The sequence below is a fragment of the Hyalangium ruber genome, from assembly GCF_034259325.1.
GTDB lineage: Bacteria > Myxococcota > Myxococcia > Myxococcales > Myxococcaceae > Hyalangium_A > Hyalangium_A rubrum.
The window spans coordinates 1-26,405 of record NZ_JAXIVS010000018.1 but is presented as its reverse complement, the minus strand read 5'-3'; the positions used below and the strand labels follow the sequence as shown (position 1 = coordinate 26,405).

The window sequence follows — 26,405 nt, the reverse complement described above, 5'->3', positions numbered from 1 at the left end:
CCTCCTAGGAGGGCGAGTCTACCCCAGCTCCAGGCGCCGCAAGGGGCGAGGCCAGGTGGGGCATCACCGCCTCGGCGAAGTAGCGCATCTGCGAGACGACGTCCGCGTGGTCCCTGGCGAACTCGAACCAGAGCATCAGGCAATCCTCCGGGTGGAACCCGCGCGGATTGCCTGGGGAGAGCTGCTCGCGCACCATCGCCGCATCCCCCACGAGCACGCGTGAGAGCAGCTCCTCCTTGCGGGGCACATTCACCGTGCCGCGCATGCCCTCGAGGTAGACGTCCAGTCCGCGAGACGCCATGTCCTCGGCCCGCTTGCGGTCCTTGTCGATGAAGATGAGCGAGGTGCGGGGCATCCGGCCGCGGTGCCACAGGCGGCCACTGGCGAGGCTGCGCTCGTACATCTCGGCATGGAGCGCCTCCAGGGCGGGCGGGGGCGTGACGGAGAGGCTGAAGAGGTCCAGATCCACGTGGCGCAGGCCAAGCTCCCGGGCCAGGGGATCCGTGGAGCCCAGCACGAAGCGGCAGAACGCGGAGGCGTTGTCGGGCAGGGAGGGGACGAGCCGGAGTGGCTCGAACACCCATCGCGGCTGGTAGGGGAGGCGCTCCGGGGAGGCGCCGGCGCGCGGCGGCAGTTGTTTCACCTCGGCCAGGAAACGGGCCCAGGCGGCCTCGGAGGGGAAGCACTCGCGGGTGAAGGCACGCTGCGTCACGTCTTCCGAGCTGAGCGTCTCCCCCTTGCTCAACCGCAGGAAGATCTCCAGGGCCTCGAGGAAGATGAAGCGCTTGTAGTGCTCCCAGAGCACCTCCTCCTCGCGGTCGCGGGGGACGATGCCAAAGGGCTTGTTGATGTACGGGAAGCGCCCGCTGGCCACGCCGATGTGCAGCTGGCGCGGCGTCTCCCGAAGGCTGTTGAGGAAGACGAGGGAGCGGATGCGGTCGGCGGCGGCGATGGGCCCGCCGTTGCCACCGACGATGTTGTAGATGGCGGTCCCGAAGCCGATGCGCCGGGTGCATTCGAACACCCCGTGGGCGAGTTGGGGACTGTCGTTGTTCAGCCCCACCTCTCCGACGTAGTGGGGGACGACCGGTTCCTTGTGGCGCTTCTGGACCTCACTGGAGAAGTGGGACTCGGCGGTCCACCAGGTGCCGAACCCCAGCGCATCGGCCAGGCGGACTTGCGCGAAGAAGTCCTGGAAGGTCTGTCGCTCGGACTGCTCGAAGGAGAAGGTTCCCAGGGAGTGGAAGACGTCGAAGAGCATGCGGACCTCCTACCTGCGCGAGCTACCTTGCCGGATGTTCACTGAAGGAGGGTGACGGGCAAAGACTGCTCCCGGACGCCCGCCTCGGTTCGCTCCACGCGCCAGGCCTGGGCCTTCTCTCGGGAGGAGAAGGTGTGGGTGAGCTGGGTACCGATGAAGTGGAACCCCACGCCATCATCGGCGGCGAGGCCTCCCGAGAGGCCTTCGGAGATGAAGCGCTGGTAGGCGGGCCGACGCTCCGGCTCGGAGTCATAGTGGGGGCAGAGGGTGCCCGGCAGCAGCCCCAGCCCGTTGCGAAAGGGCGCGAGCGACCCGAGCGAGTCCGTGAGGCCTCCTTCGAACCAGCACATGGCGCCGGCGCTCATGCCGCACAGCATCACGCCTTGCTCCCAAGCCTCCCGGAGCACCGCATCCAGCCCATGCAGCCGCCAGAGGGCGAGCATGTTGAGCGTATTTCCCGGACCGACGAAGACGGCGTCCTGCTCGAGCAGGCGCGCGCGGAGCTCCTCCTTGCCACGAACGAAGAGCGGCAGGTGCGAGGGCTGGCAGCGGCTGGCGGGATAGGCCTGGTAGAAGCGGACGATGAAGTCGGCCGAGTCCCCACTGGCGGTGGGGATGAAGCACACGCGCCGCCGGGTGGAGCCGAGGAGCTCCAGGAGGTGGTTGTCCAGGCGGGGGTTGCCCGGCTCCATCAGGAAGCCGCCCCCGCTCAGGGCCACGATCTGTCGTGTCGCCATCGAGGCTCCGTTCCCGTCGCGGCGTGTGCCGGACCACTACCCACTCCATGTACCACGAGAGAACCGGCGGCGGCGGGCTCGTGAGTCCTGGACAGGCAGGGGGCGGGGAAGGCAACCTCGCGCGCCTCGCCCGCACGGAGAACATCAAGCATGAAGGTCTACAACAATCCCTTTTCGGGTTCTGGATTCAAGGTCACCGCCGTCGTTCATGAGCTGGGGCTCGACGTGGAGTTCATCACCGTCGATCTCGCCAAGGGCCAGCAGTTGCAGCCGGCGTTCCTGGCCATCAACCCGCATGCCAAGGTGCCCGTGCTCGTGGATGGGGACCTGATCGTCTGGGAGTCCAACGCGATCGTCACGTACCTGGGCGCGAAGGTGCCCGAGCGTGGGCTGATGCCCACGGATCCGCGCGGGCTGGCGGAGGTGCAGAAGTGGCTGCATTGGCACTCGGCCGCCTTCTATGGCAACGCGTTCAAGGTGAACTGGAACACGTACTACCAGAAGCTCTTTGGCCACCCGAAGGACGAGAAGGTGCTGGCCGAAGGCATGGAGGCGGTGAAGCGCGACCTGAAGGTGCTGGAGGCCGCGCTGACGGGCCGCGAGTACCTGACGGGGAAGCTCTCCGTCGCGGACTTCGCGCTCGCCACGACGCTGCTGATGCGGGACATGGCGGGCATTGACCTCAGGCCCTTCCCCAACGTGAAGGCCTGGGCCGAGCGCATGGATGCGCGCCCGAGCATGCAGAAGGCTCGGCCGCCGGTGTAGCGCCCTCGGAGCGCTGGCGGGAGCGAAGTCCCCTTGGGGGTTCGACTCCCGCCGCCTCCACAGCGCGATGCCCGAGCCGCGGTGTTAGGGAGCGGTACACGTGAAGTTCGAAGCCGCGTTCACATCGCCGCTGCCGTTGTATCGAGGGTAGTTCGGGTAGCGGCACAGCGGACGGCTCAGGACCGGGTTTCCATTTTCATCCGCCTTGGTCGCCGTGAGGTCTCCCGGCGCCGTGCCGGTCGTCACCCATGCATCCAGTGCGGCCAACAGGTCGACGGTGTCCGCGCCAGGGCCTCCTGCGCAATGGTCCACGCCCGGTGCGAGGTACAGCTTCAGGAACGGGTCGGCGTTCGCCTGGCCGCCCGCGGCATTCACTGCCTGCGTGTAGTACCGGACCGTGCCGCGATAGCTGATCGCGGAGTCGTTCTCTCCATGCCAGAGAATCAGCTTGCCGGAGCGCGCGCGGAACGAGGTGAGCTCCGGGTCGGTCGCATCCAGCAGCGCCGACAAGCTCATCACGGCACCGGGGTTGGCGTTCGGGTCGTAGGTCAGCGTGTTCAGCGCCGGGTCCTTGTTGAGCATGAATCGAACCATGCCCAGCTGGAAGCCGAACTGCACCGAGGTGCTGGGATCGCCGTTGGCGCCAGTCACCCAGGCGGGCCAGGCAAACAGACCGTCCTCGTTGCCGCTCAGGGCCCATCCCGTATTGAGGAAGAAATTGCCGCTCGAGAGCGAGAAGTCGGTGGTCCAGGACTGGACGACCGCGAGCTGTGCGTCAGACAGGCATGAATCACCGGTATCCGTGCCGCCCGCGCACCGCAGTGTCGCGGGATTGAAGGTGCAGGCTTGTGGATTCGAGACCACGCCGTCCGCGACGCCGTCCTGCGCGTCACAGGCGGTACGCACGGCGCCGGCCAGCGTGGCGACCTTGCCGGAGGTAAACGCCCCGCCGGGTGCCGCAAGGGCCTTGGCGGTGCGGTTGAAGGCCATCAGCAAGCCGGTGAAGTTGTAGGCGGGCGCGCGCGAGATGATGCCGTCGAACTGAGCAGGGTATCGCTGCGCCATCATCAGCGCTTCCCTGCCACCGTTCGAGCATCCCTCGAAGTACGACCGGTCGGCGTCCTTTCCGTAGCGCACCTTCAGAATCTCGCGCGTTGCATTCGTGACGGTGGGGACCGAGGCGAACGCGAAGTTCACCAATGCGGTCTGGTCATCAAGCGCCCAGTTGGCGGTGAAGGGGTCTGCGCTATGCCCGGAGTCACTCCCCACGTCCGCGAAGCCCTTGGAGAGCGCGTCCGCACTGGGAGGGGTCATCATGCCGTTGAAGCCGCCACCCCCGTTGTAGTGCAACTTGCCATTCCACTGGGACGGCAGGCGCGCCTCGAAGTTGAGCTTCGGAGGGATCTTCGCGATCACATTGCAGTACTCGGGCACGGTGCCCGCTGCGGCGACGATGTTCGTGGCGCTGATCGTCGCGCCGCCGATCGTCTTGCCAGCCAGGTCGGCGCATAGCTGCGCGGCGGGTGGCGTTGGCGTGGGGGCGGGGGGAACGTTGTCGTCATCTCCACTGCATGCCGCCAACAGGCACGCAAGCCCGATGGCCCAGCCAGCGCGTGCCGAACGTACAATCGCTTTCACTTTTTCCTCCGGATGTCCACAGCAACCCCTGTCGAGGCGCAGGACAGTAGCGCAGAATGCTTCACGGTGCGGCGAGCGGGATGTCCCCCATGTCGTGCGGCCGGCCCGACGTGAGCTTCACGGAGTGTTTCGCCCATGAGGATCCGCGGCCTGTGTGGATCAGGTGCTCGCCGGGGGGAAGCCGAAAGGAGAAGCGCCCGCTCGGGGAAGTAATGACCTGGTCATACATGGAGATGGAGACATGCACGCCGGACAGCGGGGCTCGCGTGGTGGCATCCACGAGCCGGCCTGTCAGCGGCACATCGAAATCCACGGGAACCTCCACGCTCAGCACTCGCCCGGGCTGCAGGTCGATCGAGACCACGGCCCTGCGTCCATCCTCCACCTGGATGGAGAGCAGACGCTGGCCAGCCGGCACCCCCTGAAACTCGAACTGGTCTCCCACGAATTCGTGTTTTTGGAGGCTGAGGGACATGGCCTGGCTCCACAGCGTCGCGTGAAAGCGCCTCACCGGAGCGCCGCTCACAGAGATCAGGCGCCCCCGAACGGAAGCCACGGAGCGCAGGCGGACCGGGAGGTCTCTGTCGCGCGACCACTCCGGGAGCGCTATCTGCCGAGTGGTGAGGGACTCGACCACCCAGGGACCGCTCGGGAAGCTCTCTGAACGGTAGGCACACAGCGCGAACTGTCCCAGCGCATCCGTGTACCCCGATCTGAAAAAAGAAGTGGCGCGCACCTGCAGCGGTCTCAAGCTCAAGGCTGTTCCATCCTCCTGCTGAACATGGAGCACGACCACGGGCTCGCGTTGCTGCTCCACGTGGAGGGTGACCTCCATGCGCTGATCCGCTTCGACCTGGATTGGAGTGCTGGCCTCGTCAGAGCAGTGGTCCGACCCCGCCGTCCACGTGCTCAGGAGATACGGCCCGGGAGGCAGCACGAGGCGAAAACGCCCTTGCTCATCCGTGAGGACTCCAGAGAGGTAGGACTCGAGCGTCTGCGGACGCTCAGGGGACTTCCGCTGTACCTGCACGGTGACGGGGCCGTGGACAGGAGTTCCCGAGCGCTGGAGGACCCGACCCTCGATCGTCGCCATCCCACCTTCAGTCTCTGCCGCGCCAGGCAGTTTGACGGTGAGGCGTCTCGTCTGGTTCTGCCGGACGGCTGCCATCAGCACGGAGCCAGGAGCGCCTGGCGCACACTGGACCTCCAGTCGGTACAGTCCCGCCTCCAGTCCCGTGCGGGAGAAGAGGCCTTGGGCATCTGTTCTGCCCTCCAGGGCCTGACTGTCGCTCTGGGCTTGGGACTGCAAGGCGCTCATTTTCACCTGGCAACCTTCCAGAGGGTGTTCAGGTGTCGTGAGCGACGTCACCTGCAGCTCGAGGCTGGTTTGGGATTGGTTGGCGGTCAGCGTCACGGTGGCGTGCTCGCCGGGAGCCACGGTGAGCGCTTCGTGGAGGAGCCTCTTTCCCGAGGGGAGCACGGCTCGGAGGTCATAGGTCCCAGCAACCAGAGGCGAGAGGGAGAAGGCGCCGCTCGCATCGGTCACCGAGCGTCCCACGGATTTGTAGGTCTTGTGGGGGGAGGCCTCCACCCGTCCTCCGAGGATCGGCGTGCCGTCCTCCTGTCGCAGCCACCCGGAGATGCTGGCGCCCGCGCTCAGGGTGATGCGCAGGTCTCGGAGCTGCTGGCCCGCGGAGACCGTCACCGGCTGGCCCAGCTCGCCGAACTGCGTTCCATGCTGGGCGGAGAGGGAGTAGGTGCCGGCGGGCACATCGAGGGAGAAGCGCCCCTCGGCGTCGGTGGTGGCCTGCGCCTGCGGGGTCCGGCCGAAGGCGACGACCTCCGCTTCGGCCTGGGGCTGTCCGTCCGCGCTGAGCACGATGCCCTCGAGGTGGCTCCCCGACGCGAGCTCGAGGGTAACGCGTCCTCCGAAGGGGACCGGGAGGGAGGGGAGCACCTGGGGGAGGTAGCCCGAGGCGCGCACCTCGGCGCGGTAGCGGCCCGGCGCCAGCCCCGTGAAGAAGAACTCGCCGCTCGGACTGCTCATGGCGAAGCGCTGCTCTTCCTCGGGGCCTTCCAAGGGCTCTGGAAGCTCCGGCGGGAAGACCTGCGGCGTGAGGAGGACCTCCGCCAGGGCCACGGGCTCGCCCGTGGCCTTCGACAGGATGGAGCCCACCAGCTCTGCCTCCGTCTCCAGGTAGAGGCGCACCGAGGTCCGCTCCTGTCCCGGGGGATGCGTCCCTCCGAGGGAGGTAGGGGCAAAGCCCTCGGCGCGAGCCGTCACGAAGTAGCTCCCGGCTCGTGCCGGGCCTTGCCAGCGCCCGTCCGCTCCTGTCTCGCCTCCGCTCACGCCCCGCCAGCGAGACGGTGAAGCGGGGGAAGCTCCAGGCTCGCTCCAGTAGAGCTGGACCTGGGCTCCTTCCACGGGCGTGCTCCCCGCGATGACCTCGACATCCACCACCTGTCCGGGCTCCGCCTCGCTGAGCGGAGGGAGCGGTGCGCGCCTCTCCGGGGAGCGTCGCTTGGGCGGGGAGGGGGAGGGGGACGCAGGTGCGGCGGAGGCCACGCTGTCCGAAGCGCCAGGGGTGGGGCGGGTGTCGAGGAGCGCCCAGAGCCCCACCACCCCCAGGGGCACCAGCACGGCCCCGATGACGGCTGCCTTCCGGTTCATCACGCCCTCCTGCTCATGTGCGAACTCTACCCAGCTTGGACATTCCTGATACAGAGCCGCACCCAACCCCATGAACGCACTTGAATTATCGCCCGAGGAGTTCAGGCGTCTGGCAGACCGCATCACCGCTCTTGCCGAGCAGTGGCTCGTCACCCTGGATTCTCGCCGGATCGCCCCGGCGCTCACGGGCGCGGACACCGAAGCCTCCTTCGCCGAGGGGCTCCCCGAGGTGGGCTTGAAGGAAGCCGCGCTCGACTCGCTGCCGCTGCTGCTGGAAGGAGCGCGCGCGGGCAATGCGCGCTTTCTCGGCTACGTGCTCGGCTCGGGTGAGCCCGTGGGAGCGCTGGGAGACTTTCTGGCGAGCGTGCTCAACCAGAACATCACGGCCTGGCGCTCCTCTCCCGCGGCGGTGAGCCTCGAGCGCGCCGTGGTGCGAGGGCTGGCCACCGCCGTGGGCTGTCCGGGCTTCTCCGGCAGTCTCACGGGGGGCGGCTCGGCGGCCAACCTGATGGGGCTCGCCATGGCGCGAGAAGCGCACGCCCCCGCCAACGAGAACGGCTCTCCCTCGGGCGTGGTGTACGCCTCCACCGAAGCGCACATGTCCATCGCCAAGGCCGTGGCGCTGCTCGGCCTGGGGCGGCGAAACCTGCGGCTCATTCCCACCGACTCGCAGTGGCGGATGCGGCCCGACGCGCTCGAGCAGGCCATCGCGAAGGACGTCGCGGCTGGCAGGCGGCCGCTGGCGGTGGTCGCCACCGCCGGCACGGTCAATACCGGCGCCGTGGATCCGCTGCCCGCTCTCGCCGAGCTCGCTACACGGCACGGCCTCTGGCTCCATGTGGATGGCGCCTTCGGAGTGCCCGCCGCCATGGCGCTCCCCGAGCTCTTCACGGGGCTCGAGCGCGCCGACTCGCTCTCGATGGATGCGCACAAGTGGCTCTACCAGCCCGTGGACTGCGGGGTGCTCCTCTTCCGGGATGCCATCGCCGCCCGCCGCGCCTTCTCCTTCTCGGGCGACTATGTGCGGGTGATGAGCAGCGACTCGGTGGAGGGCTTCGCCTTCTTCGATGAGTCGATCGAGCTCTCCCGCCGTTTCCGCGCGCTCAAGCTGTGGCTGTCGATGCGCTACCATGGCCTGGCCGCGTTTCGGGAGGCGATCCACCGGGATCTCCAGAATGCCCGGCGATTGGCCGAGGCCGTGGAGGCGGAGGCCTCCCTGGAGTTGCTGGCCCCTGTCTCCCTGAGCGCTGTCTGCTTCCGGTACGCGGGCGCCGTACCAGAGGCCGAGCGGGATGCCTTCAACGCCGGGCTCCTGACCCGGCTCAACGCGCGGGGCCGGGTCTACCTCTCCAATGCGACGATCTCCGGGCGCTTCGCCCTACGGGCCTGCTTCGTGAACCACCGCACCACCCCGGAGGATGTCCGGCAGGTGGTGGAGGAAGTCCTGGCGGCCGCGAAGGACCTTTGAGCAGTTCTGGAGACGGGGCCTCGCTACCAGGCCACCTGGACGGGCGGCACGTCGTCGAGGAACGGTGTGACGAGCGCGGACAGGATCGCGGGGTCCGAACCCACCGCGAGGTGAGACGTCGCGGGAAGGATGGCGAGGCGAGCTTTGGGAAGCGTCGTCAGCTGACCCGAGGCGGCAGCCTCTTCACTGCCTCCGCCGCGCAGTTTGAACATCGCCACCGCGTGCTCGGGCTTCACTCCGTCGGCGTCGCCGATGATGACCATCGTCATGGCGGGAATCGCCCGCATCTGGGCATCGCTGATGTTCTGGTCATTGATGTTCAAGACTTTCATCTTCTCGATGTACGCCGCGAAAGCCTTCGGGTCGGGCGTCATCTTCTTGAACGCCGCCTCGATGGGAGAACCGGCGAACATTTTCGCGTCCAGGCCCTCGATGGCCTTGAACACCGAGGGGTACCAACCGTCTTTGCGGTACGTCGCGGCGAGCGAGACGAGCTTGTTGACGAGCTTCGGGTGGCGAATGGCGAGCTGGAGCGCGGCGCCGCCGCCCTGGGAGTAGCCGAGCACGTCCGCGCGTTCGACCTTGAGCGCGCGCAAGAGCGCCGCTGCGTCGTCTCCGAATTGTTCGTAGGACATCTTTCGAGAGGTGTCCGCCGTGCGGCCGTGACCCTGCTGGTCGAACACGATGACCGCTCGCTTCTTCATGAACTCCAAGACCATGGGTTTCATGGACTCGGTCGAGCCGAAGGCGCCGGGGATCAGCAGGAGGGGAGGCGTCTTCCCTTTCCCGAGCTCGCCATAGACCTCGTAGTAGACCTGGAGGCCATGGATGGGAAGGTGCCCGCTCTGGGTTGGGCGAGGGCCAGCGGCGCTCTGGGTTTCGGGCGTCGCGGCGACTCCCGTCAGCATCAGTAGCAAGGCGAATGATTTCAGACACATGGCACTTCCTCCATTCGTGTGCAGATGCACAAAGTCATCCATTCTCCCCGCGTGTCCACCGCAGGTGCAGCAGCGGCAGCGGCCGGCCCTGCTCGTCGATGGGTGTGCGGCCGATCCGCACGAACCCCATGTGCTCGTAGAACGCGTGGGCTGCCTGATTGGCCTCGTTGACGTCCACGTCCATGAAGTCGTGTCCCGCGCGGGCGAACTCCACCAGCCGCCGACCGATTCGGCGGCCGTGGACGGCCGGGTCGATGAACAGTGAGTCGAGCTTCGGCCCGGTGACGCCCAGAAACCCCACAATCTGCTCGCCGCCATCCGCGTCGTCCACCGCGACGGTGAAGGCCGCTGCGGGTAAGTACTGCTCGCGGACAATCGTCGCGTAGAACGCGATGTCCTCCTCGGTCAGAAAATGATGTGTCGCCCGCACGGCGTCATGCCAGACGCGGAACATCGCATCGACATCGGCGAGGGTGGAGGAGCGGAGGATGATCGCCATCCACGCGACTCTACTCCGCTGAGCGCTTCCACCGCCGCCCCGTTCCCGTGGGCAGTGTCCAGGCCAGCTTGAACTCCAGCCGTGTCTCCCAATTCCCAGGCAACCGCGGCCTGGCGCGATGGAAGCGCGGGGATTGCGGGGCCAGGGGGCAAGCCATAGCTTGCGCTCACACGCGGGGAGGGGTGGGAATGGCGGGGCAGGGAAGGGGCGTGTCCTGGAGAGTTCGCTCGTGGGCACTGGGGCTGGGCATGGTCGCCTTGGGTGTGTCGAACCCGGCGCAGGCGTTCTGTCCCACCAAGGGTCTCCGGTGTGGCCTGGGTGGATCGGGTGTCACGCACCAGGAGATGACGAAGCAATCGATCCAGGAACTCGATGCCGAGTTCTTCGGTACTTCAGAGCTGACCCCGTCCATGAAGCAGGCCATCCAGGAAATCTGGACCGCGAACGCCGCGGTGGATGAAGACCAGACGAATGGCTTCAAGCACTTCGATGGCGAGAGCTTCGCCGCGGGCAAGCAACGGCTCATCACGCTCACCGACGAGGTGAAGCGCAAGCTCGCCGTGGGGGACGCCACGGGCGCCCGGAGCAGCCTGGGCCAGGCGCTCCACACCCTCCAGGACTTCTACTCACATTCCACCTTCATCGAGTCCGGAGGGCGCGGTGCCCTCCCGGCTTTGTGGAACGCCAGCATCGGGCTCCCAGAGGTCGCGGCTCCGGAGGCCCCGACGTGTAAGCCCTGTGAAGGCATCGATTGCACCCACAACGTCATCACCCCCAGCCTGACCAGTGGCTACTACGGGGGGGAGGTGGAGCAACCCGCGATCTCCTCCAAGTGTCGCCACGGCGGGCCCTTCGACTCCGGGCGCGGCCCGCGAGGAGGCATCAACAAGGACACGCTCTTCCCGGTGCTCTCCGAGCACTCCCACCTCCACGGTGCCGCGGCCCGCTCCGCGCGCGAGGCCACCCAACAGTTCATCCGTGACCTCAAGGCCCAGCTCACCCAGAGTCAGCTCGAGCTGCTCCTCGGAGTGGGGCCCACCCTGGCTCCGGCCAACGCCGTCACCCTCCTCTCGGTGACGGACGTCGGCGGTGGCGACAGGCGCTTCACCCTCCCTGTGGACTCCACGTTGTCACGGGTGACGGTCTCGATGAGCGGCAGCCCCTCTCTTCAGCTCCTCCGCCCCGATGGGTCCGTGGTGAAGCCCACGGATCGAGAGGTGGAGTTCGTTTCGCTCTCGACAGGCCTTGTAGCGACCGTGCTCGCCCCCAAGGCCGGCCTCTGGACCATCACCACGAACCCGAGCGGCGCGTACTCGCTCACCGTCGTCGGAGAGAGCCCGGTGAACCTGGACCAGTTCACCTTCGTCGAGCCTCGCGGGCGCCCCGGGCATCAGGGGCTCTTCCGCATCCAGGGTTCCCCTGTCAGTGGCATGCCCATGACCGTGGCCGTGGAGCTCTCCGGCGATATCGCCTCGGTCCAGGTCGAGCTGCGCAGCAAGGCGGGAGTACCCCTGCGCACCCTCCACCTCGCACCGGACGCGGAAGGAGACCCGCTGGAGCTGTTCGGATCGGTGGAACTCCCTTCAACGCCCTTCGTCGTCTATGCCCTGGGGACGCTGACCCACGGCGAGCGATACCAGCGGGTCATCCCCCAGGTGGTTCACCCCCAGAGTGTGCGGGTGCCCGCTCCACCGGAGCGTCAAGAGAGAGCCCCGACGCCCAGTCCCTGAGGGGGCCGAGAATGGGCCGGCCTCTCCGGCTCCACGAACCTCCCAGAGCTTGGTCTTGGCGGAGGCGGGAATTGAAGGTCAAGCCCCCCGGTACACGAGCAGGCTCGTCCCCGCGACGAGCAGGTTGTTCATCGCGTGAGCGATGATACAGGGCAGCAGGCTGCGGGTGCGCTCGTAGACGAGGGCGCTCACCACGGCGCCGGTGAACAGCATCAGCATGCCGATGGGCGAGTACACGTGCAGCAGCGTGAAGAGCGCGGCGCTCACCACCGCCGAGAGCCACGGGCCCAACCGGGTGCGCAGGGACGTGTAGAGGATCCCCCGGAAGGCCAGCTCCTCGAAGAGCGGGGCGCCGATCACCGCCATGATGACGAGCCCCGCCACCTCGGCGGGGCTGCCGCGCATCAGGTCCTCCATCATCCCTTCGTACCAGCGCTCCATCTCCAGGGAGCGGCCCGCGATGCCCACGCCCATCGCGAACGCCTGCTCGAGCGAGACGAGCACCAGCGTCACCAGCAGCAGCGACGTGACGGGCGCCTCGAGCCGGAGGCCGAACAACCCGGAGGGCTGGACACCGTATGCCTTGGGCACCCGCTGGGTCAGGTAGTACAGCATCGGCACCCAGCCGAGCAGGAATCCGAGGAGCATGCTCGCCGGGCTGACGTCGGGGATGCAGAAGAAGCCGGCCTGAGAGAAGACGACGGCCCGCACCGCCATGGCGTAGCCCTCGCTCCCGGTCCAGGGCGCGGGGCTGAAACCCGAGGCCACTCGCGGCAGCGGACGGCGCAGCAGGAGTCGGAGCACCCCGAGCAGCAGCCCCACCAGCACCACCCCCATCATCGTCCCGTACAGCGCCAGGTCGTGAGTGAACGCCCGCGAGCCGCGCTCCAGGATGCGCGCCTCGGCGTTGCGCGCTCCCTCCTGATCGCCCAAGCGGCGCAGGGTGCGCTGTTCCAGCCGGTCCGTGGCCCAGGTGTGTTTCGGGCGCGCGGGATCGTTCAACAGCGGGAGCACCTCCTCCAGCTGTTCCCGGGAAAGCGGCTCGTCCGAGAACCCGTAGGCGTAGCGAATCACCCTCGCGAGCCGCGCCTCCTCCTGCCCCATCGCCGCGAGGGAGTGGAGCCGCCCCTCCAGCGGCTTGCTCCTGCCGGCCTCGCCCAGCACCAGCGCGAGCCGCCCTTCCACGAGGCGCACCTCCTCCGGTGGGCCGCCAATCGTCCCGCGGAGATGCGCCTCGAGCGCCTGTTCAAACGCGCGGATGACGAGCTCATGCACCTCGGGCATCGGCGAGATGAGCAGCGGCTTCAACGGCTGGGCCCACGCGGCCGTGGGAGGCGGCACTTCGGCGATCTCCAGTTCGCGATCGAAGAACTGCGCTGTCACTGCCAGCGGCTGCCGGAAGGACTCGAAGTAACGCGTGCCCTCCAGCGAGCCCACGATGGTGGTGATGACACCGAAGAGGAGCACCAGCGTGAACCCCACCGTCACCGCGTCATTGAAGGGACGCACGGGCGGCACGGGCTGCCCGGGAGGCGGCACGGGGGGGGTGGGTGGCTCAGACTCGGGCAGCAGCTCAGTCTCGGACACGCGAGTCCCAACCTAGTGCATGGGTTGCAGGAGAGCGAACTCAAAGCGGCGGGTTGTTCTGCATGGAGGCGGCGGGAATCGAACCCGCCATCTTGGTGAAGCCGTCATGCCGGCCAGGGTTGCAACGGCCGCAGCAGCCCGGCACGCTTCAGTAACTCATGGACACGGGCGGCCAGGGCCACGTGCTCGGGGTTGGAGGCGGAGAACCGCTCAGGGGTAAGGATGACGAGGGTGCCCTTGTCTTCCAAGGGCTCGATACGCACAGGGGCAGGCAGTGGGGGCACGGTGCCTCGCAGCCGCGAGAAATACATCACCCAGCCTACGAAAGTGCCTGGGGGGATGACCTGCTGAGCCAGCATCTCCAAGTGCTGATGAGAGGTAGCCACTGCCCACTCGGGTTCCCAGGCCACGCTCATGGAGCGCAGCACGTCGGTCATGACGGAAGCGGTCAGCACTCGCTCTCCGACAGGACCTTCATCGAAGGGTGTGAGCACACAGTTGGATGGAAGCCAAGACTCAGCTGAACCGCACGATGCCCCAGCAGAAGAGGTTTCTTCCGGACTTTCACCCGTCCACAAGCGGAAACTGAAGCCTTCACCGCTCTGGTGCTTCTGCTGTGCGAACAGTTTCTGGAAACTCGCGGCATTGGGAGTGAACTGGCGTTTGCGCGCCTGCTCAAAGGAATCCGCAGGCGGGTACCAGCGATTCCACGCTGGGTCGCAGCGTTCCAGGCTACGGAAGAAATGCTCCGCGCGGTATGCACAAGCCTCGGCGGATTCAGGCCGGGCGAGCCAGTAGGAGCCAGCGTAATAGGTCTCTATCATCGAACGGCGATTCCTCGATTCCTCACGGATCCGGGGGAACATGAATGACCTCGATGGGGAGGCCCTCTCCCTGGAATACCTTCCTGAGCGCACCCGCGAGTTTTTCTTCGGCGACGACCCAGCGGATGGGCGTTCCACGGGCGGCCCTGAGCTGGCGCCTGGCCTGTTCGAGCATCTGGTCGCGCCCCTCGAAGTTCCCGAAAAAATCCAGCTTCTTGTTGAGCCATTGTGCGTAGCCAGTGCTCTTGGTTTCGAGCAGAACTTCCCCATCGAAGCCATCGAACTTGACGGACTTGTCACCCACCTTGACGCGGTAGACGTAGCCTTCAGGGGCACCCGTCACCTGTGCCTGATAGCGGCGGGCCTGCTCAGACATGGACTCGTCCGCGTGGCCCCATTCTCCCGGACCCTGGGAGCGGGAGAGCACAGCCTTCGCGTCACCCTGACTGCCGCGGCTGTCGGGCGCCGCCATGGCCACGGCGTTGGGGGCCAGTGCAATGGTGACGCCTTCGGCACTGATGGCGACGGATTCCACTTGAGCCAGCGCAGGAGCCGTCATGTGGATGTTCAACTGCGCTCTGGCCACCCCTGCGGCCTGCCCAGCGCCTGGCAACTTTGGCAGCGTCGTCGCCATGCCCGCTGCCGTGTTTCCCATCGCCACGGTGGCTAGCATGACAAACGCTCGGGCCGCCTTTTGCCCCATCACTCCCGCGAACTTCTCTCCAGACGCTTGGAGTTCATCGAAGGTGGTGGCCCGATCCACCTCCTTCATCAGTACCAGCCACCCATCCACCAGACGCCACACCGTGTCCCAACCCAGGTACGCCACGGCTCCCAGTGTCAGCAGCGCGGCCACACCCTTGGTCACCGGCTCTGGGAGCGCCAACAAAATGGCGTACATGGTCAGTCCACTGACGATCGTGGCCACTACCGCCTGGGGGCTCACCATCTGCGCGAGTTCTTCCTTCATGGCCCCCAGCACATGGCTCTGGGCAATCGCCATGGCCAAGGCGTACTTGGCATCCCCGTCCAGAGAGGGGCTATCTACCAGCAGGCGCAGGCAATCCCCCTTGGCCCATGTCCTCGCGCACCACAGCAGATAGCGACTCTTCAGTTCGTCATCCGCTGGTAACAGGCGCAGGTCTTGATGGTTCCCCGGCGCGGAGGGAATGAGCCGCGGGTTCCTGCCCTCGTACCGGTACCAGCCGCTTCGCTCGGGCACTCCGAGCAGTTGCCGGGCGTGCTCCAAAGGACGCTCCACGGCTGGCACAGCCGGGGCGTGCGCTGCTACAGCTTGCTTGAACTGCGCTTCGCTCACCTCCACCGGCTCCATGTCTCGGCGTGGGGAGTGGACGAGCGCCTCGCCCTGACCTGTATCGAGTCGGACGAGCTTTGTAGACGCACTGCACCCCGCGAGGAACGCGAATAGTAGCGGAACCCACCAGCGCAGCACCTGCAGCCTCCTAGGCAGTGCCCCCGCTCGCTACCAGGCGCACAGGAGGAGATTAACAGGATGACGCGGGCCTATTGCTCCATCACAGGGCTCGTGGATACCGGAGGCGGCGGGAATCGAACCCGCCGCTCGGAGCTTCTGGCGAGAGAGCTCTAACCCAGTCGAGCGCCGTTTCCGTTGGGAATAGCGCCGTCTTGAAAGTACAGGCGGCCGCGAGCGCTCCTACGGCGGCCGGGGCCGTGCGAGGCAGGGGCAGGGTGGTAGGTGCTTATGGTGGTGGCCCTTCGCGGGTGGCGAAGTGTGCGGGAGGTGTCCTCGCCCAGGTGTCACTTGCTCTCGAAGACTTCCTTCGCCACGCCGAGTGCCGTGACCGCGCTCGGCCAGCCCGCGTAGAACGCCAGGTGGGTGATGCTCTCGATGAGTTCCTCGCGCGTCACACCGTTCTCACGCGCACGGGCGAAGTGGCCGCGGAGCTGGTCCGGGCGGTTCATCGCGATGAGGGCGCTCACCGTCACCAGGCTGCGGTCCCGCTTGGAGAGTTGCGGCCGCTCCCAGATGTCGCCAAAGAGCACGCCGTCCGTGAGTTCCACCATCTTCGGCGAGATGTCGCCGAACAGGCGCTGCGCCGTGGTGGGCTGGCCATCTGCACCGACGCCAAGGCGTGCGGGGGCGGCGGCCGTGGCCGGCTGACGCGTGGCGGGCGCGCCATACTGCGCGTCGCTGACCTTCTCCATCCAGTCCACCCCCTTGCCGTCGAGCTGCTCCGTAACCGCGATATGCCTCATCCGGCTGTTTGGCGAGGCGCCGTGCCAGTGCTTCTGCCCCGGCGGAATCCAGACGACGTCCCCCTCGCGAATCTCCTCGACGGGGTCACCCCAGCGCTGCACTCGGCCCACGCCCTCGGTCACGTACAGGACCTGGCCCAGGGGATGCGAGTGCCAGGCGGACCGGGCGCCAGGCTCGAACGTGACGGCGGCGCCCGAGGCGCGTGCCGGGGCCTTCGCCTGGAACAGCGGGTCGACGCGCACCTCCCCCGTGAAGTTCTCGGCAGGTCCCTGGCGCGGGGGCTGCGAGCCGCTACGGGCAATCTGCAGCGCCTGCGCGCCGTCGCCTGGGGCGGTCGCGGGCACCTGCGCACCCGAGACGGTCCCAGTTTTATTTGTGTGGGCACAGGCCGCAGCAACGAGCGGGAGCGCTAATGCGATCAGGGGCAGCAGTTTCATGTCGGTCCTTTCGAAACTCCCTATTTCTTCGGCGGCGACTCCACACCCGAGAAGACCAGCACTGCGTCTGGCAGACGCTGCCCCTGGACCTGAATCGCGGCAATCGCGGAATTCAAGTCAGCGAGTTCGGAGGACGTGAATCGAACCGCAGCCGCGCCGTTGTTCTCGAGCATATGCGCCATCTGTGTTGTCCCGGGGATGGGCACGACCCAGGGCTTCTGTGCCAGCAGCCACGCCAGAGCGATCTGCGCGGGGAAGGCCTGCTTCCGCTGAGCCCAACTCTTCACCAGCTCCACGAGCGCCAGATTGTGGGGCAGGTTCTCTGGCGAGAACCGGGGCTCAACGCCGCGAATGTCACCCGGAGCGAACCGTGTATTGGCGTCGATGGCACCGGCGAGGAAACCGATCCCCAGTGGGCTCCACGGGACGAAGCCGATTCCCAGCTGCTCGCAGAGCGGAATGACGTCGCGCTCCGGCCCGCGCCACAGCATGGAGTATTCGTTCTGGACGGCGCTGACGGGCAGCGCGGCGTGAGCTCGGCGCAGCGTGTTCAGCCCCATCTCGGACAGGCCCCAGTACAGAACCTTGCCTTGCCCCATCAGCTCCTGAACTGCGCCAGCGACGTCCTCGATCGGGACCTCCGGGTCCACCCGGTGCTGGTAGAGAAGATCGATGCGGTCGGTGCGAAGGCGCCTCAGCATGCCCTCCACCACCCGTTTGATGTGCTCCGGCCGGCTGTTGAGCCCGGGGCGTCGCTTGCCGGTCTCCTGATCGATGTTCCAGCCAAACTTGGTTGCGATCTGGACCTTATCTCGGAAGGGGGCCACACCTTCGCCGAGGATGCGTTCCACCTCATGAGGGCCGTAAGCCTCGGCCGCGTCGTAAAAGGTGACACCGCGGTCGAAGGCCGCCCGGATGATGTTGAGCATCTGGGACCGATTCGGCACGGTCGTTTCATACTTGCGGCTCATGTTCTGAACGCCCAGCCCGACCGCCGACACCTCCAACCGCCCCAGCTTACGGCGTCCAAGCGGCTCCTTCGACTCTTGAGGAGGGGCGCCGATGCTCGGGCCCGCGCAACCTGCGGCCCCGGCCACGAGCGGAGCTGCACCCATCGCCACCGCACCCTTGAGAAGGTCACGCCGGCTGCTTCCTGCCGTGCCGGGGCTCTGGGGCTGATTTTTCTTCGAACGCATGTATGGTGTTTCCTTCATTGTCCTGCGACGGCTGCTCTTCGGTAGTACGGCTCAACCAGGCTCACTCCAGCCCCTTCTGCGCGAGGAACTGCGACAGAAGGTCGGCGACCTGGACATTGTTGAGATCGGACATGGGAAAGTGCGTATTGCCGCGAACCCCGGCCTCGGGCAGGTGCACGACAGTCACGTCACCGCCGTGGCGGTTCACCGCATCGCGGAACTGCCGTGCCATAGCGAGCGTGGCACGCCACTGGTCCTGGCCCGGATTCGGGGTCGGACTCTCGGCAATGAAGTCGCCGTAGTACATGACGATCGGGATCTTCGTGAGCTGCATGAAGTCCGACAGCGGCACCTCGACGCCTCTTGCCGTGCCTCCGGCGTACGTCATCGGCTCAGGTGCTTCGCCTTGCGGGAAGATGAAGCCACTACCCGGTTCGTAGGAAACGATGGCTCGCACACTTCTGTTCTTGATCGCCGTGCGCCAGCCGAGTCCACCGCTCTGTGAGTGTGTGACGAGAACGCCGGGCCCGATCCGGTCGAAGAGCGCGGAGACGGCGTTGATATTGACGTCCGCGTCGTAGGGGCCCGTGTTGGGCACCATCTGCCGGAAGAACTGGTTGAGCACCTCCGGATCGCTCGAGAACTGCACGCCCGGGTAGAAGTCCGGCCACAGGCCAATGCGGAAGATACCAAACCAGAGCTGTTCATCAGGCGCAGCCGTCAGTGTGCTGGGCTGAGTGCTGCGCGCCGCGCGGCCGCGCCGGGGTTGATCGATCAAATACACCGGAAAGCGGCGGCGCAGGAAAATGCTCCGGAATCCCTCCCGGCCGTCCGGCGTGCTCTCCCACGTCTTCGCGGACTGGCCATGGCCGTGCCAGAACACGAGCGGGAGCGCTCTGGCATTTACCGGGAGCTGATAGGACACATAGGCGTGATCACCGTGCAACGTCTGCCCCGCGGGATCTTGCCCCGCGGGGTTGAAATGGCCCTGTCTGAAGGGGTCGAACGTGCCGGGCGCGGTGATGACCGTTCCGCCGACCGCGAAGCTGCCTTGCTCCTGAATGAGCAGCGCTCCGGGTGGATTGTATTCGGCCCTGGTTGCGCATGCAGAGGCGCTGAGAACGACAGTGAGCAGCGCGAATGCCTCGAGGTGTTTCATCGGTCCAATGCTTTCTTTTCCCGCGTCTTCGAGAACTGACCACTCAGTCCGGGATGGAGATGGAGAAGCGCATGCTGTCGACGACCTCGGCGGGCGGGCCGCCGCGCACGCCGGTGTCCAGCGCGTCGATGGCCGCGCCCTCCTCCGCCGTCAGGGCGAAGTCGAAGACGTCGAAGTTCTCGGCGATGCGCTCGGGCCGCACCGACTTGGGGATGGCCGACAGGCCGCTCTGCACGTGCCAGCGCAGCACCACCTGGGCGGGCGTCTTGCGGTACTTCTCCGAGAGCACGACGACGACCGGGTGCGCCAGCGGGTTCTTTACCGCCTTGGGGTCACCGGGCATATACACGTTGACGCCGCCGAGTGGCGACCAGGCCTGGGTGACGATGCCGTGGCGCGCGTGGTGGGCGCGCAGCTCGCGCTGGGTGAAGAAGGGGTGCACCTCCACCTGGTTCACGGCGGGCACCACGCGGGTGCGCGCGGCGAGGTCCTCCAACTGCTTCGGGCTGAAGTTACTCACGCCGATGGCACGGACGCGCCCGTCCGCGAGCAGCTTCTCGGCGGCTTGGTACGCCCCCACGGTCGCCTCGAAGTCCGAGGGCAACGGCTGGTGGAGGAGATACAGGTCGATGTACTCCAGGCCGAGCTTGCGCAAGCTCACATCGAAGGCGCGCAGGGCGCGCTCGTAGCCGTAGTCGCTGATCCACAGCTTCGTCGTGACGAACACGTCGGAGCGCGGCACGCCACTGCGGGCGATGGCCTCACCCACCTGCCGCTCGTTGAGGTAGGCGGCCGCCGTGTCGATGAGCCGGTAGCCACGCACGAGGGCCGCGACGACGGAGCTCGATGTCTGCTCGGGCGTGCTCTGGAACACGCCGAGCCCGAGGGCCGGCATCTGCACGCCGTTGTTGAGGGTGAGAAAGGGGTTCCTCGTGCTCATGCTCTTCTCTTCCCTGCGCGTCCGTCGCGCGGTGGGTGGCGGCCCCCGACTCGAGGGCTCCGCCGTGACAAGAAGAGAAGTAGCCCTCTGGGCTGCACCAAACTAGGTGGCGAGAGCTCAAAGGGCTTTAAAGCTGCAGTTGAAAATGGCTGCTGCTAAGAGGCAGTCGCGGCCAGCGCGTCAGGTCCGAGGCGCGATGCGCAGACAGGGCGCCCCATCAGCGTCCGCATGGACACTTCCCGATGAAGACCAACCTCCTGCCACAGTTGCAGACGTTCCTCGTGGTGGCCCGTTTGCGGAGCTTCAGCGCAGCGGCGCGCGAACTGGGTGTCTCTCCGGCGGCGGTGAGCCAGTCCGTGCGCCAGCTCGAGGATCAGCTGCGGGTAGTGCTCTTCACCCGCACCACCCGCAGCATGGCGCTCACCGAAGCAGGCCGGCGACTGCTTGAGGGTGCAGGGCCGGGACTCGGCCAGGCGCTTGCCTCCCTGCAGGAGGTGTCGGCACAGCCGGGGGAAGCGGTGGGGCGGCTGAAGCTGACGGTGCCCGAAATCGCGGTGCCCTACGTCATCGCCCCGGTGCTGCCGGCCTTCCGCGGCCGCCACCCGAGGGTGGAGGTGGAGGTGGTGGTCGAGAACCGCTTCGTGGACATCGTCGTCGAGGGCTACGACGCGGGCGTGCGCCTCCACGAGGCCATCGAGCGGGACATGGTGCAGGTGCGCCTCACCGACGCCTTTCGCTTCGTTGTGGTGGCCGCCCCCAGCTACCTCGCGAAGCACGGCACGCCTCGGCGGCCTGAGGACCTGCTGCGCCACGAGTGCTTCACCATCCGCGTCCCCTCAAGCGGTGCGCTCTACGCCTGGGAACTGGAGCGCGGCAAGCGCAACTGGCGGGTGCCCGTGCGCGGCGGCATCGTCACCAACCACCGCGAGCTGACGCAGGCCCTGGTCGAGCAGGGCCTGGGGCTCGCATACGCCTTCGAACCAGCGGTGAAGGAGGCGCTGCACACGGGGCGGCTGGTGCGCGTGCTCGAGGAGTATGCGCCCAGCGTGCCCGGCTTTTTTCTCTACTTCCCGAGCCGCGCACAGCGCTCGGGACCGCTGCGGCTCTTCATCGAGGTTGCCAAGGAAGTGGCTGCCAAGACGATGTGACTCCGCATCAGGGCCACGACGTACAGCCGGCAGTGCCCCAACACGTCCGCTCTCCCCAACTGGCCACTTCTACTTGGCGCAGAAGCGGCGATCTATGCGCGCCGGATTGGGTCCAAATCTGGTCCGCCAAGAACCGATTTGCTCGTAAGAGTTCGCCGTCCCCGTCGGGACAGAGCGAGGGGATCCGCCCGGTGGCCCGGATGGGCACGCAGATGACGGCGAGCATCCGAGGTGCGGTGAGCCGGCTTGTACGCTCCCAGCTTGCACGCCTCCGCCAGCGTCCGCGCGTCGCGCTTGTCCGTCTTCACTCGCCGGCTCCGTGTCGCGTACATGGGGGCGAAGTTCGGGTCGGCCACCACCACTTCGTGCCCCAGCTTCGCCAGGCATCTGGCCACCCACTCACTCTCGGTGGAGGCCTCGATGAAGATGCGGGCAGAGGGCCTGCCCTCAAGCAGTTCGGCGAAACGCTCCCGCTCGGTGCGGATGCGCTTCTCCACCACCTCTCCCCCTGCAGCCAGGATGCACACTTGGCTCTCCCTCTTGTGCACGTCGATGCCGATGAAGTCCACTGCGCGCCTCCACTTGTCCTGAGTGGTGGGCTGCTGCACTACCACATGGATAGTGCTCCGCCGCTTCATCCCATCGATGCGCCGTGCGTCACGCTGGAGAGGCCATGGGCCGCCAGTTGCGCGGTCGTCCGGCACGGTGCGGATCATCACGTTGCGATGCGGGGACGCGGCTGGAGCCCACCACTCCTTTTGGCCCTATGATGGGCGCCGATGACGGATTCGGGATCCTTCGCTGAATTCATTGGCTTCATTGTTGGCGCGATTGTCAGCGTGGCGGTCCAGGTGCTCATCACCTGGGCGCTGCGGGTCTGGGGACGGAGCGTCGCGGAACGGCAGGGCGGTAGCTGGTGGCGCCGGGCCGCATGGATGCCGGTCCTCTCGCTCGGCGCCGGGCTCCTGGGCATGGCCTGCACGGCACTCAGCCTGGTGTGGGCGTTCCAGACCGTCTCGGCGGATCCCGCGGAGAAGGCAGCCCTGTTGGCGCAGTCCATCACTCGGGCCATGCTCGTCACAGCGGTGTTCGCACTGGTGTCGGGGCTGCTGTTCGTGGCAAGCATCGTGGTCTTCACGGTCGGCACGCTCAAGCAGCCCAGAGCCTGATTCTAGCGAGGCCCACGGACACGAGCGAGGAGGGGGAGGGGGCGGCAAGATCCGTCCCCGTGCAGGTTCTTCCAGGCCTGTAGTCCACGCTCGATCCAGAGCCAGCCCCCGGTGCCGCGCCCGTCGCCGAGGGGGCTGACAACAGTTGTAGTCCCTGGCAACGGAAGTGATCAGGTCCAGTCCACCGTCAAGCACCAGCTCCGGGCACGCGGTCCTTCGCCCCTCAGGACTTCTTCCTTGGCCAGAGTTCGGCCAATACGGGATCCAGTTCAGGTTCACCGTCTTGTGCAGCCAACCTCCAGCTGAACTGATTCCGCGTGTGATGCCGCCAGGACCTGTGTGCCTCAGCGAGTTCGTTGCGAAGCCCCAACTCAGCCGCGACTGCCGTAATGACTTGAAGCAGAGCCTGTGCATGAGCCGGTTGATCCGCCTTCGTGAAATTGTGATGGTAGAGTGCCTGGCAGAGCGCTTTCAGATTGATTGAGTTTCCTGTGCGTCGATCAGCGGTTTTCAAAAAGCTGCTGCCCCAGACCAATGCACCTCTGAAATCTTGTACGGTGCGATGCCCGTCGAGAAGGCGCTGGAGTTGCTCATGCCATTTCCACCCCTGCGTGATGCACCCGATGAGCCTGCGTAGCGCACGAATATCGCTTGCACGACGCTTAGTTGGACGGACGGGTGGACCGTGAACACCGTGGTGCATGGCTCGCGAGCTGGTACCGGACGCACTGTGGGAGCGAGTGGCTCCGCTGCTTCCCGCCCCCAAGAAGAAGAAGCCCGGCCGGCCACGTGCCGATGACCGGGCCGCCTTGGAGGCCATCGTCTTCGTGCTCAAAACCGGCATCCCCTGGGAGATGCTCCCACAGAAGCAGTTCGGCCTGTCGGGGATGACGGCATGGAGGCGCCTGGAGCAGTGGATTCGGGCCGGAGTGTTCGAGAAGCTCCAGCGCGCCCTGCTCAACGAGTTGGGGCAGCAGGACTTGGTGGACTTCAGCCGTGTCTCGATCGACTCCTCGACAGTCCGAGCTTCAAAAGGGGGCCCTCGCAGGCAAGAACCCGACGGACCGAGCGAAGGCGGGTAGCAAGCATCATCTTCTCGTCGACAGAGAGGGCCTTCCTCTGGCCGAGAGTCTGACGGAGGCCAACGTCCATGACACCCACGAGTTGTTCCCCCTGCTGGACGTCATCCCGGATGTCAAGCAGCCGCAGGGGCGTCCTCGTCACCGCTCCGCCAAACTGCACGCCGACAAGGCGTACGCCTCGCGCAAGAACCGTCGGGAACTGCGACGACGCGGCATCGCTCCTCGTATTGCAAGACCCGGCATCGAATCGAAGCAGCGGCTGGGGCGCCACCGCTGGGTGGTGGAGCGAACGAACTCGTGGAAGAACCGGTAGCGGCGCCTACGGGTACGCGATGAACGGCGGGAGGATATCCACTTCGGCTTCCTCGTCCTGGGCTACTGCCTGATACTCTTTCGCCGCCTTCAAACCTGACTTTTGTTAGGCGCTCTAAAGAGACATATTCTATAGTGTCTTTCCGGCAAGCCTGCGTGGCGCGGCCGCGTGGGGGCGCGGAAACCGGAACCTGTCAACGCTCCGCTGCTCACAACGCCCGGAACCGCTGCTCACATTGAGGAGCCCCACGGTCAACGCGGAGAGCGAACCGCCATTTTCGAGGGAGATATGCCAGCCAAGTTCCAAATCGTCACGCCGCGGCTCCACATCGGCGACAAGGCATCCGCGATAAAGAAGGGGATTCTCGCGGCTCGTGCGAAGCCGCTGGACCTCGAAGTCGCGCCGGAAACGCTCGAGCAATTCGCGCCACGGCTGGAGGGGAACTGGGGCCAGATCCTCAGCGCCCTCCCTGAGTTCTACGCGGACCTCCTCGCTGGAAATTGGCGTGGCGACGATTCTCAGTCCGTCCCCACTTCGCTGTTGGGCGACTTCGGCGAGTTCCTCGCGGCGGAGGTAGTCCGCCAAGTGCATGTCCCACGAGCACGCATCGCGCGAATCGTTCGCCCGTCGGGTGACATGCGCCCCGACTTTCTCTGCTTCGACCCGGCGAAAAACGAAATCGTCGCCCTTGAGGCGAAGGCCCGAACTAACAACGCGGAGCGCCTTCGAGCGAAGGCCGCGCGGCGGAGCTTCGACCCCCTGACGTACTCCATCTGTAGTGAAATCTCCGCCAGGCGCCGGGAAGCGTTAGAGCAGATTTCGTCCGTGTACACGCTGAGCCGGCCGCTCGGCAGCGGCAAGGCATCGGCCGTCGTGACGAAGCGTATTGTGCGCCGCGCTCGGGTCAGCGCGCATCGCTCCGCGATTGCAACCCCCTTTATCGCGGACGGGAGATTCGTTCTGGGCATGCTGCCAGGCTTGCAGTTCAAGAAACAGAAGTCATGCCCCCACACGTGCTCCGAATGCCTCCGCAGAGCCGGCGCGCCGATGGTGCTCCTTCCGCTGTTCTTCAACAGCAAAACCGTCATCGAGCCGATGGTGCCAAAGAGCCCTGCCCAGGTCTTCGAGGCGTACATGCTCGCCAACAAGGCCGATTGGGCTGAGGCGGCGGAGTTTCTGCACGAGGCGTTCTCCTCTTTGCTCCACACCACGCCGGAGCCCCAGTCGCAGGCTCACCTTCAGCCCCTCCTCGACATGGTCGCGTTCGCAGCGGACAACGATTGGGCGGATGCGGGGAAGATGCTGAAGGAGCTGGAGCACATCGCAGGCCGCGAAGCCTTGACAGACGCGGTCACACTCCACGACTTCGAGCGGGGAACGCATCCCACTGCGGCGATGGCCCCAGGTGTTACCGCCAGCGGGTCGGCGGATGAGGTTATGAGCGCTCCACAGGTGGACCGGGAAGGCCCGAAGCGGGGGCCGCCTGCGCGGACACCCCCAGCGAAGGCAAAGGAGGTCGAGCTCGTCCCTCCTGAGACGTGGCTCAAGGAGCACTCTCACAGGAGCATTCGACGGCCCCGAGACCGGGCATCATTGCCGCCGCTGCTCCTTGAGGGGGTCACTTGGGAGACGGTGGCGTCGACGCTGCGTCGCGCACGTTCAGCTACCGCTGTGACTGCGCTTCCGGTCCGCGAGGGGCAAAACGTCTGGCTCTACCGTGCGCCTCTTTCCCGCCGCACAACGGAGCTGCGGGTCGTCGCGAAGAACGCCGACGACGCGGCACTTGCCGCGGCGCAACTCCTCGCCCTCTCGAAGCGGCCCTCCCGAGAACGCCTGGCGAACGACGTGGAGCGGTATCGAGATGACCTTCTCAGTCGCCGGGAAACGGCGCTCGCCGCCGGGACGCTGCCGACAGGCGAGGGCCCTCTTTCAAAGGTGTCGGTCGATGGTGAAGGCTTCGCCTGGATTACGCTCGATACCGAAGCCCAATGAGTTTGGCGCGCAGGACGGGTGAACGCGCAGCTGCCGCCAAGCGCGCTTCCAGGAAGCCCGCTTCTGCCCCCGGGCTCGCGTGCAGGGCGCCCGGCATCGCGTCCCTCAGGGAAATGCCTTTGAAGCTCCTCGGGCAGGTAGCCGAAGAAGTTGCGTTGCGCTGTTGGCCATTCCGCAGCCAACAGTGCCTGAGCGGCTCCAATTCCAGACCGCGAGGCTCTTCACCATGTAGACGTGGCGCGAGGCGAAGAGCCTGGCCGCTTCCAGGTAGTCCGCCTGTTCGAAGACTCCCTTCTCCACGGCCCAAAGCGTCCGCAGGCCGTCCTTGCCGCCAAGGATAGGGATCGCAACCTCCGGTAACCGGAGGAACGAGGCGCGCGCGATGATCGACGCGCCACAGTCGAAGAGAAGGTCCTCGGTGCAGGCGTTGCCTCCATTCCCGAGGCCCAGCAGAAGGTAGGGCTCCTGGTAGACGACCTCCCCTAATTTATAGGCTCTCAGGAAAGTAATGTCAGGGCTGGCGGGATCGGAAGCTCCGAACTCTGCCACAGGCGGCGCAGGAAGGAGTCGTCCCGGCAGATGGCGTCGAGCTCAGCCTCGACGACTGCTGCA

The 26,405-nt window shown here is 66.4% G+C and carries 20 protein-coding genes and 1 pseudogene; 7 read left to right on the top strand and 14 right to left on the bottom strand.

Translation table 11 applies throughout. The features are described 5' to 3' along the window. Window positions 1-4: 4 nt before the first annotated feature. Window positions 5-1,261, bottom strand: coding sequence for an LLM class flavin-dependent oxidoreductase (locus SYV04_RS37440; RefSeq protein ID WP_321550846.1), 1,257 nt, complete (start codon window positions 1,259-1,261; stop codon window positions 5-7). A gap of 38 nt (window positions 1,262-1,299) precedes the next feature. After that, entirely contained in the window at window positions 1,300-1,998 is a 699-nt protein-coding gene (locus SYV04_RS37435; protein WP_321550845.1) for a Type 1 glutamine amidotransferase-like domain-containing protein, read from the bottom strand. Window positions 1,999-2,148: 150 nt separating this feature from the next. Here SYV04_RS37435 and SYV04_RS37430 point away from each other — a divergent pair, with 150 nt between their 5' ends. Next, window positions 2,149-2,763 carry a glutathione S-transferase family protein gene (locus tag SYV04_RS37430; protein WP_321550844.1) on the top strand — a complete coding sequence of 205 codons (615 nt, stop codon included), beginning with the start codon at window positions 2,149-2,151 and terminating at the stop codon, window positions 2,761-2,763. An 84-nt stretch (window positions 2,764-2,847) separates the two neighbouring features. Here the strand turns inward: SYV04_RS37430 and SYV04_RS37425 are convergent, their stop codons facing one another. Together SYV04_RS37425 and SYV04_RS37420 are read right to left on the bottom strand one after the other, a co-directional pair. Continuing rightward, window positions 2,848-4,401 carry a tannase/feruloyl esterase family alpha/beta hydrolase gene (locus tag SYV04_RS37425; RefSeq protein WP_321550843.1) on the bottom strand — a complete coding sequence of 518 codons (1,554 nt, stop codon included), beginning with the start codon at window positions 4,399-4,401 and terminating at the stop codon, window positions 2,848-2,850. Window positions 4,402-4,462: 61 nt separating this feature from the next. Beyond that, window positions 4,463-7,072, bottom strand: a complete 2,610-nt coding sequence (locus SYV04_RS37420) for a carboxypeptidase-like regulatory domain-containing protein (RefSeq protein ID WP_321550842.1) — start codon at window positions 7,070-7,072, stop codon at window positions 4,463-4,465. Window positions 7,073-7,142: 70 nt separating this feature from the next. Here SYV04_RS37420 and SYV04_RS37415 point away from each other — a divergent pair, with 70 nt between their 5' ends. After that, the gene (locus SYV04_RS37415; protein WP_321550841.1) at window positions 7,143-8,540 is read left to right on the top strand and encodes a pyridoxal phosphate-dependent decarboxylase family protein; all 1,398 of its coding nucleotides are present in this window, start codon (window positions 7,143-7,145) and stop codon (window positions 8,538-8,540) included. Between the two features lie 23 nt (window positions 8,541-8,563). On the opposite strand, the gene SYV04_RS37410 is transcribed toward SYV04_RS37415, so the two are convergent. Further along, the gene (locus SYV04_RS37410) at window positions 8,564-9,520 is read right to left on the bottom strand and encodes an alpha/beta fold hydrolase (RefSeq protein ID WP_321550840.1); all 957 of its coding nucleotides are present in this window, start codon (window positions 9,518-9,520) and stop codon (window positions 8,564-8,566) included. Next, entirely contained in the window at window positions 9,513-9,977 is a 465-nt protein-coding gene (locus SYV04_RS37405) for an acetyltransferase (protein ID WP_321550839.1), read from the bottom strand. The genes SYV04_RS37410 and SYV04_RS37405 overlap by 8 nt, the downstream gene beginning before the upstream one ends. A 344-nt stretch (window positions 9,978-10,321) precedes the next feature. On the opposite strand from SYV04_RS37405, the gene SYV04_RS37400 reads away from it, so the two are divergent. Then, a complete protein-coding gene (locus SYV04_RS37400) occupies window positions 10,322-11,707 on the top strand; it encodes an immunoglobulin domain-containing protein (protein ID WP_321550838.1) in 1,386 nt (461 codons plus the stop codon). A 78-nt stretch (window positions 11,708-11,785) separates the two neighbouring features. On the opposite strand, the gene SYV04_RS37395 is transcribed toward SYV04_RS37400, so the two are convergent. From SYV04_RS37395 to SYV04_RS37365, 7 genes are all read right to left on the bottom strand, one after another. Then, the gene (locus tag SYV04_RS37395) at window positions 11,786-13,294 is read right to left on the bottom strand and encodes a CPBP family intramembrane glutamic endopeptidase (RefSeq protein WP_321550837.1); all 1,509 of its coding nucleotides are present in this window, start codon (window positions 13,292-13,294) and stop codon (window positions 11,786-11,788) included. Between the two features lie 104 nt (window positions 13,295-13,398). Further along, entirely contained in the window at window positions 13,399-14,118 is a 720-nt protein-coding gene (locus SYV04_RS37390; protein WP_321550836.1) for an immunity 52 family protein, read from the bottom strand. Between the two features lie 22 nt (window positions 14,119-14,140). Next, entirely contained in the window at window positions 14,141-15,571 is a 1,431-nt protein-coding gene (locus tag SYV04_RS37385; protein WP_479691455.1) for a restriction endonuclease fold toxin 5 domain-containing protein, read from the bottom strand. 326 nt (window positions 15,572-15,897) lie between these two features. After that, window positions 15,898-16,701, bottom strand: a complete 804-nt coding sequence (locus tag SYV04_RS37380; RefSeq protein ID WP_321550834.1) for a (R)-mandelonitrile lyase — start codon at window positions 16,699-16,701, stop codon at window positions 15,898-15,900. A gap of 113 nt (window positions 16,702-16,814) precedes the next feature. Continuing rightward, the gene (locus SYV04_RS37375; protein WP_321550833.1) at window positions 16,815-17,990 is read right to left on the bottom strand and encodes an aldo/keto reductase; all 1,176 of its coding nucleotides are present in this window, start codon (window positions 17,988-17,990) and stop codon (window positions 16,815-16,817) included. Window positions 17,991-18,051: 61 nt separating this feature from the next. Beyond that, the gene (locus SYV04_RS37370) at window positions 18,052-19,149 is read right to left on the bottom strand and encodes an alpha/beta hydrolase (RefSeq protein WP_321550832.1); all 1,098 of its coding nucleotides are present in this window, start codon (window positions 19,147-19,149) and stop codon (window positions 18,052-18,054) included. 43 nt (window positions 19,150-19,192) lie between these two features. Then, the gene (locus SYV04_RS37365; protein WP_321550831.1) at window positions 19,193-20,089 is read right to left on the bottom strand and encodes an aldo/keto reductase; all 897 of its coding nucleotides are present in this window, start codon (window positions 20,087-20,089) and stop codon (window positions 19,193-19,195) included. Window positions 20,090-20,331: 242 nt separating this feature from the next. On the opposite strand from SYV04_RS37365, the gene SYV04_RS37360 reads away from it, so the two are divergent. After that, window positions 20,332-21,237, top strand: a complete 906-nt coding sequence (locus tag SYV04_RS37360; RefSeq protein ID WP_321550830.1) for a LysR family transcriptional regulator — start codon at window positions 20,332-20,334, stop codon at window positions 21,235-21,237. A gap of 92 nt (window positions 21,238-21,329) precedes the next feature. On the opposite strand, the gene SYV04_RS37355 is transcribed toward SYV04_RS37360, so the two are convergent. Then, window positions 21,330-21,806: an IS110 family transposase gene (locus SYV04_RS37355; protein WP_321550829.1), complete on the bottom strand. Its 477-nt coding sequence runs from the start codon at window positions 21,804-21,806 to the stop codon at window positions 21,330-21,332. Between the two features lie 210 nt (window positions 21,807-22,016). On the opposite strand from SYV04_RS37355, the gene SYV04_RS37350 reads away from it, so the two are divergent. From SYV04_RS37350 to SYV04_RS37340, 3 genes and pseudogenes are all read left to right on the top strand, one after another. After that, complete coding sequence (locus SYV04_RS37350; protein ID WP_321550828.1) at window positions 22,017-22,406, top strand: hypothetical protein; 390 nt, start codon at window positions 22,017-22,019, stop codon at window positions 22,404-22,406. Between the two features lie 701 nt (window positions 22,407-23,107). Further along, a pseudogene (locus SYV04_RS37345) lies at window positions 23,108-23,900 on the top strand (IS5 family transposase). A gap of 189 nt (window positions 23,901-24,089) precedes the next feature. After that, window positions 24,090-25,793, top strand: a complete 1,704-nt coding sequence (locus SYV04_RS37340; protein WP_321550827.1) for a hypothetical protein — start codon at window positions 24,090-24,092, stop codon at window positions 25,791-25,793. The last annotated feature ends 612 nt before the right edge of the window (window positions 25,794-26,405 follow it).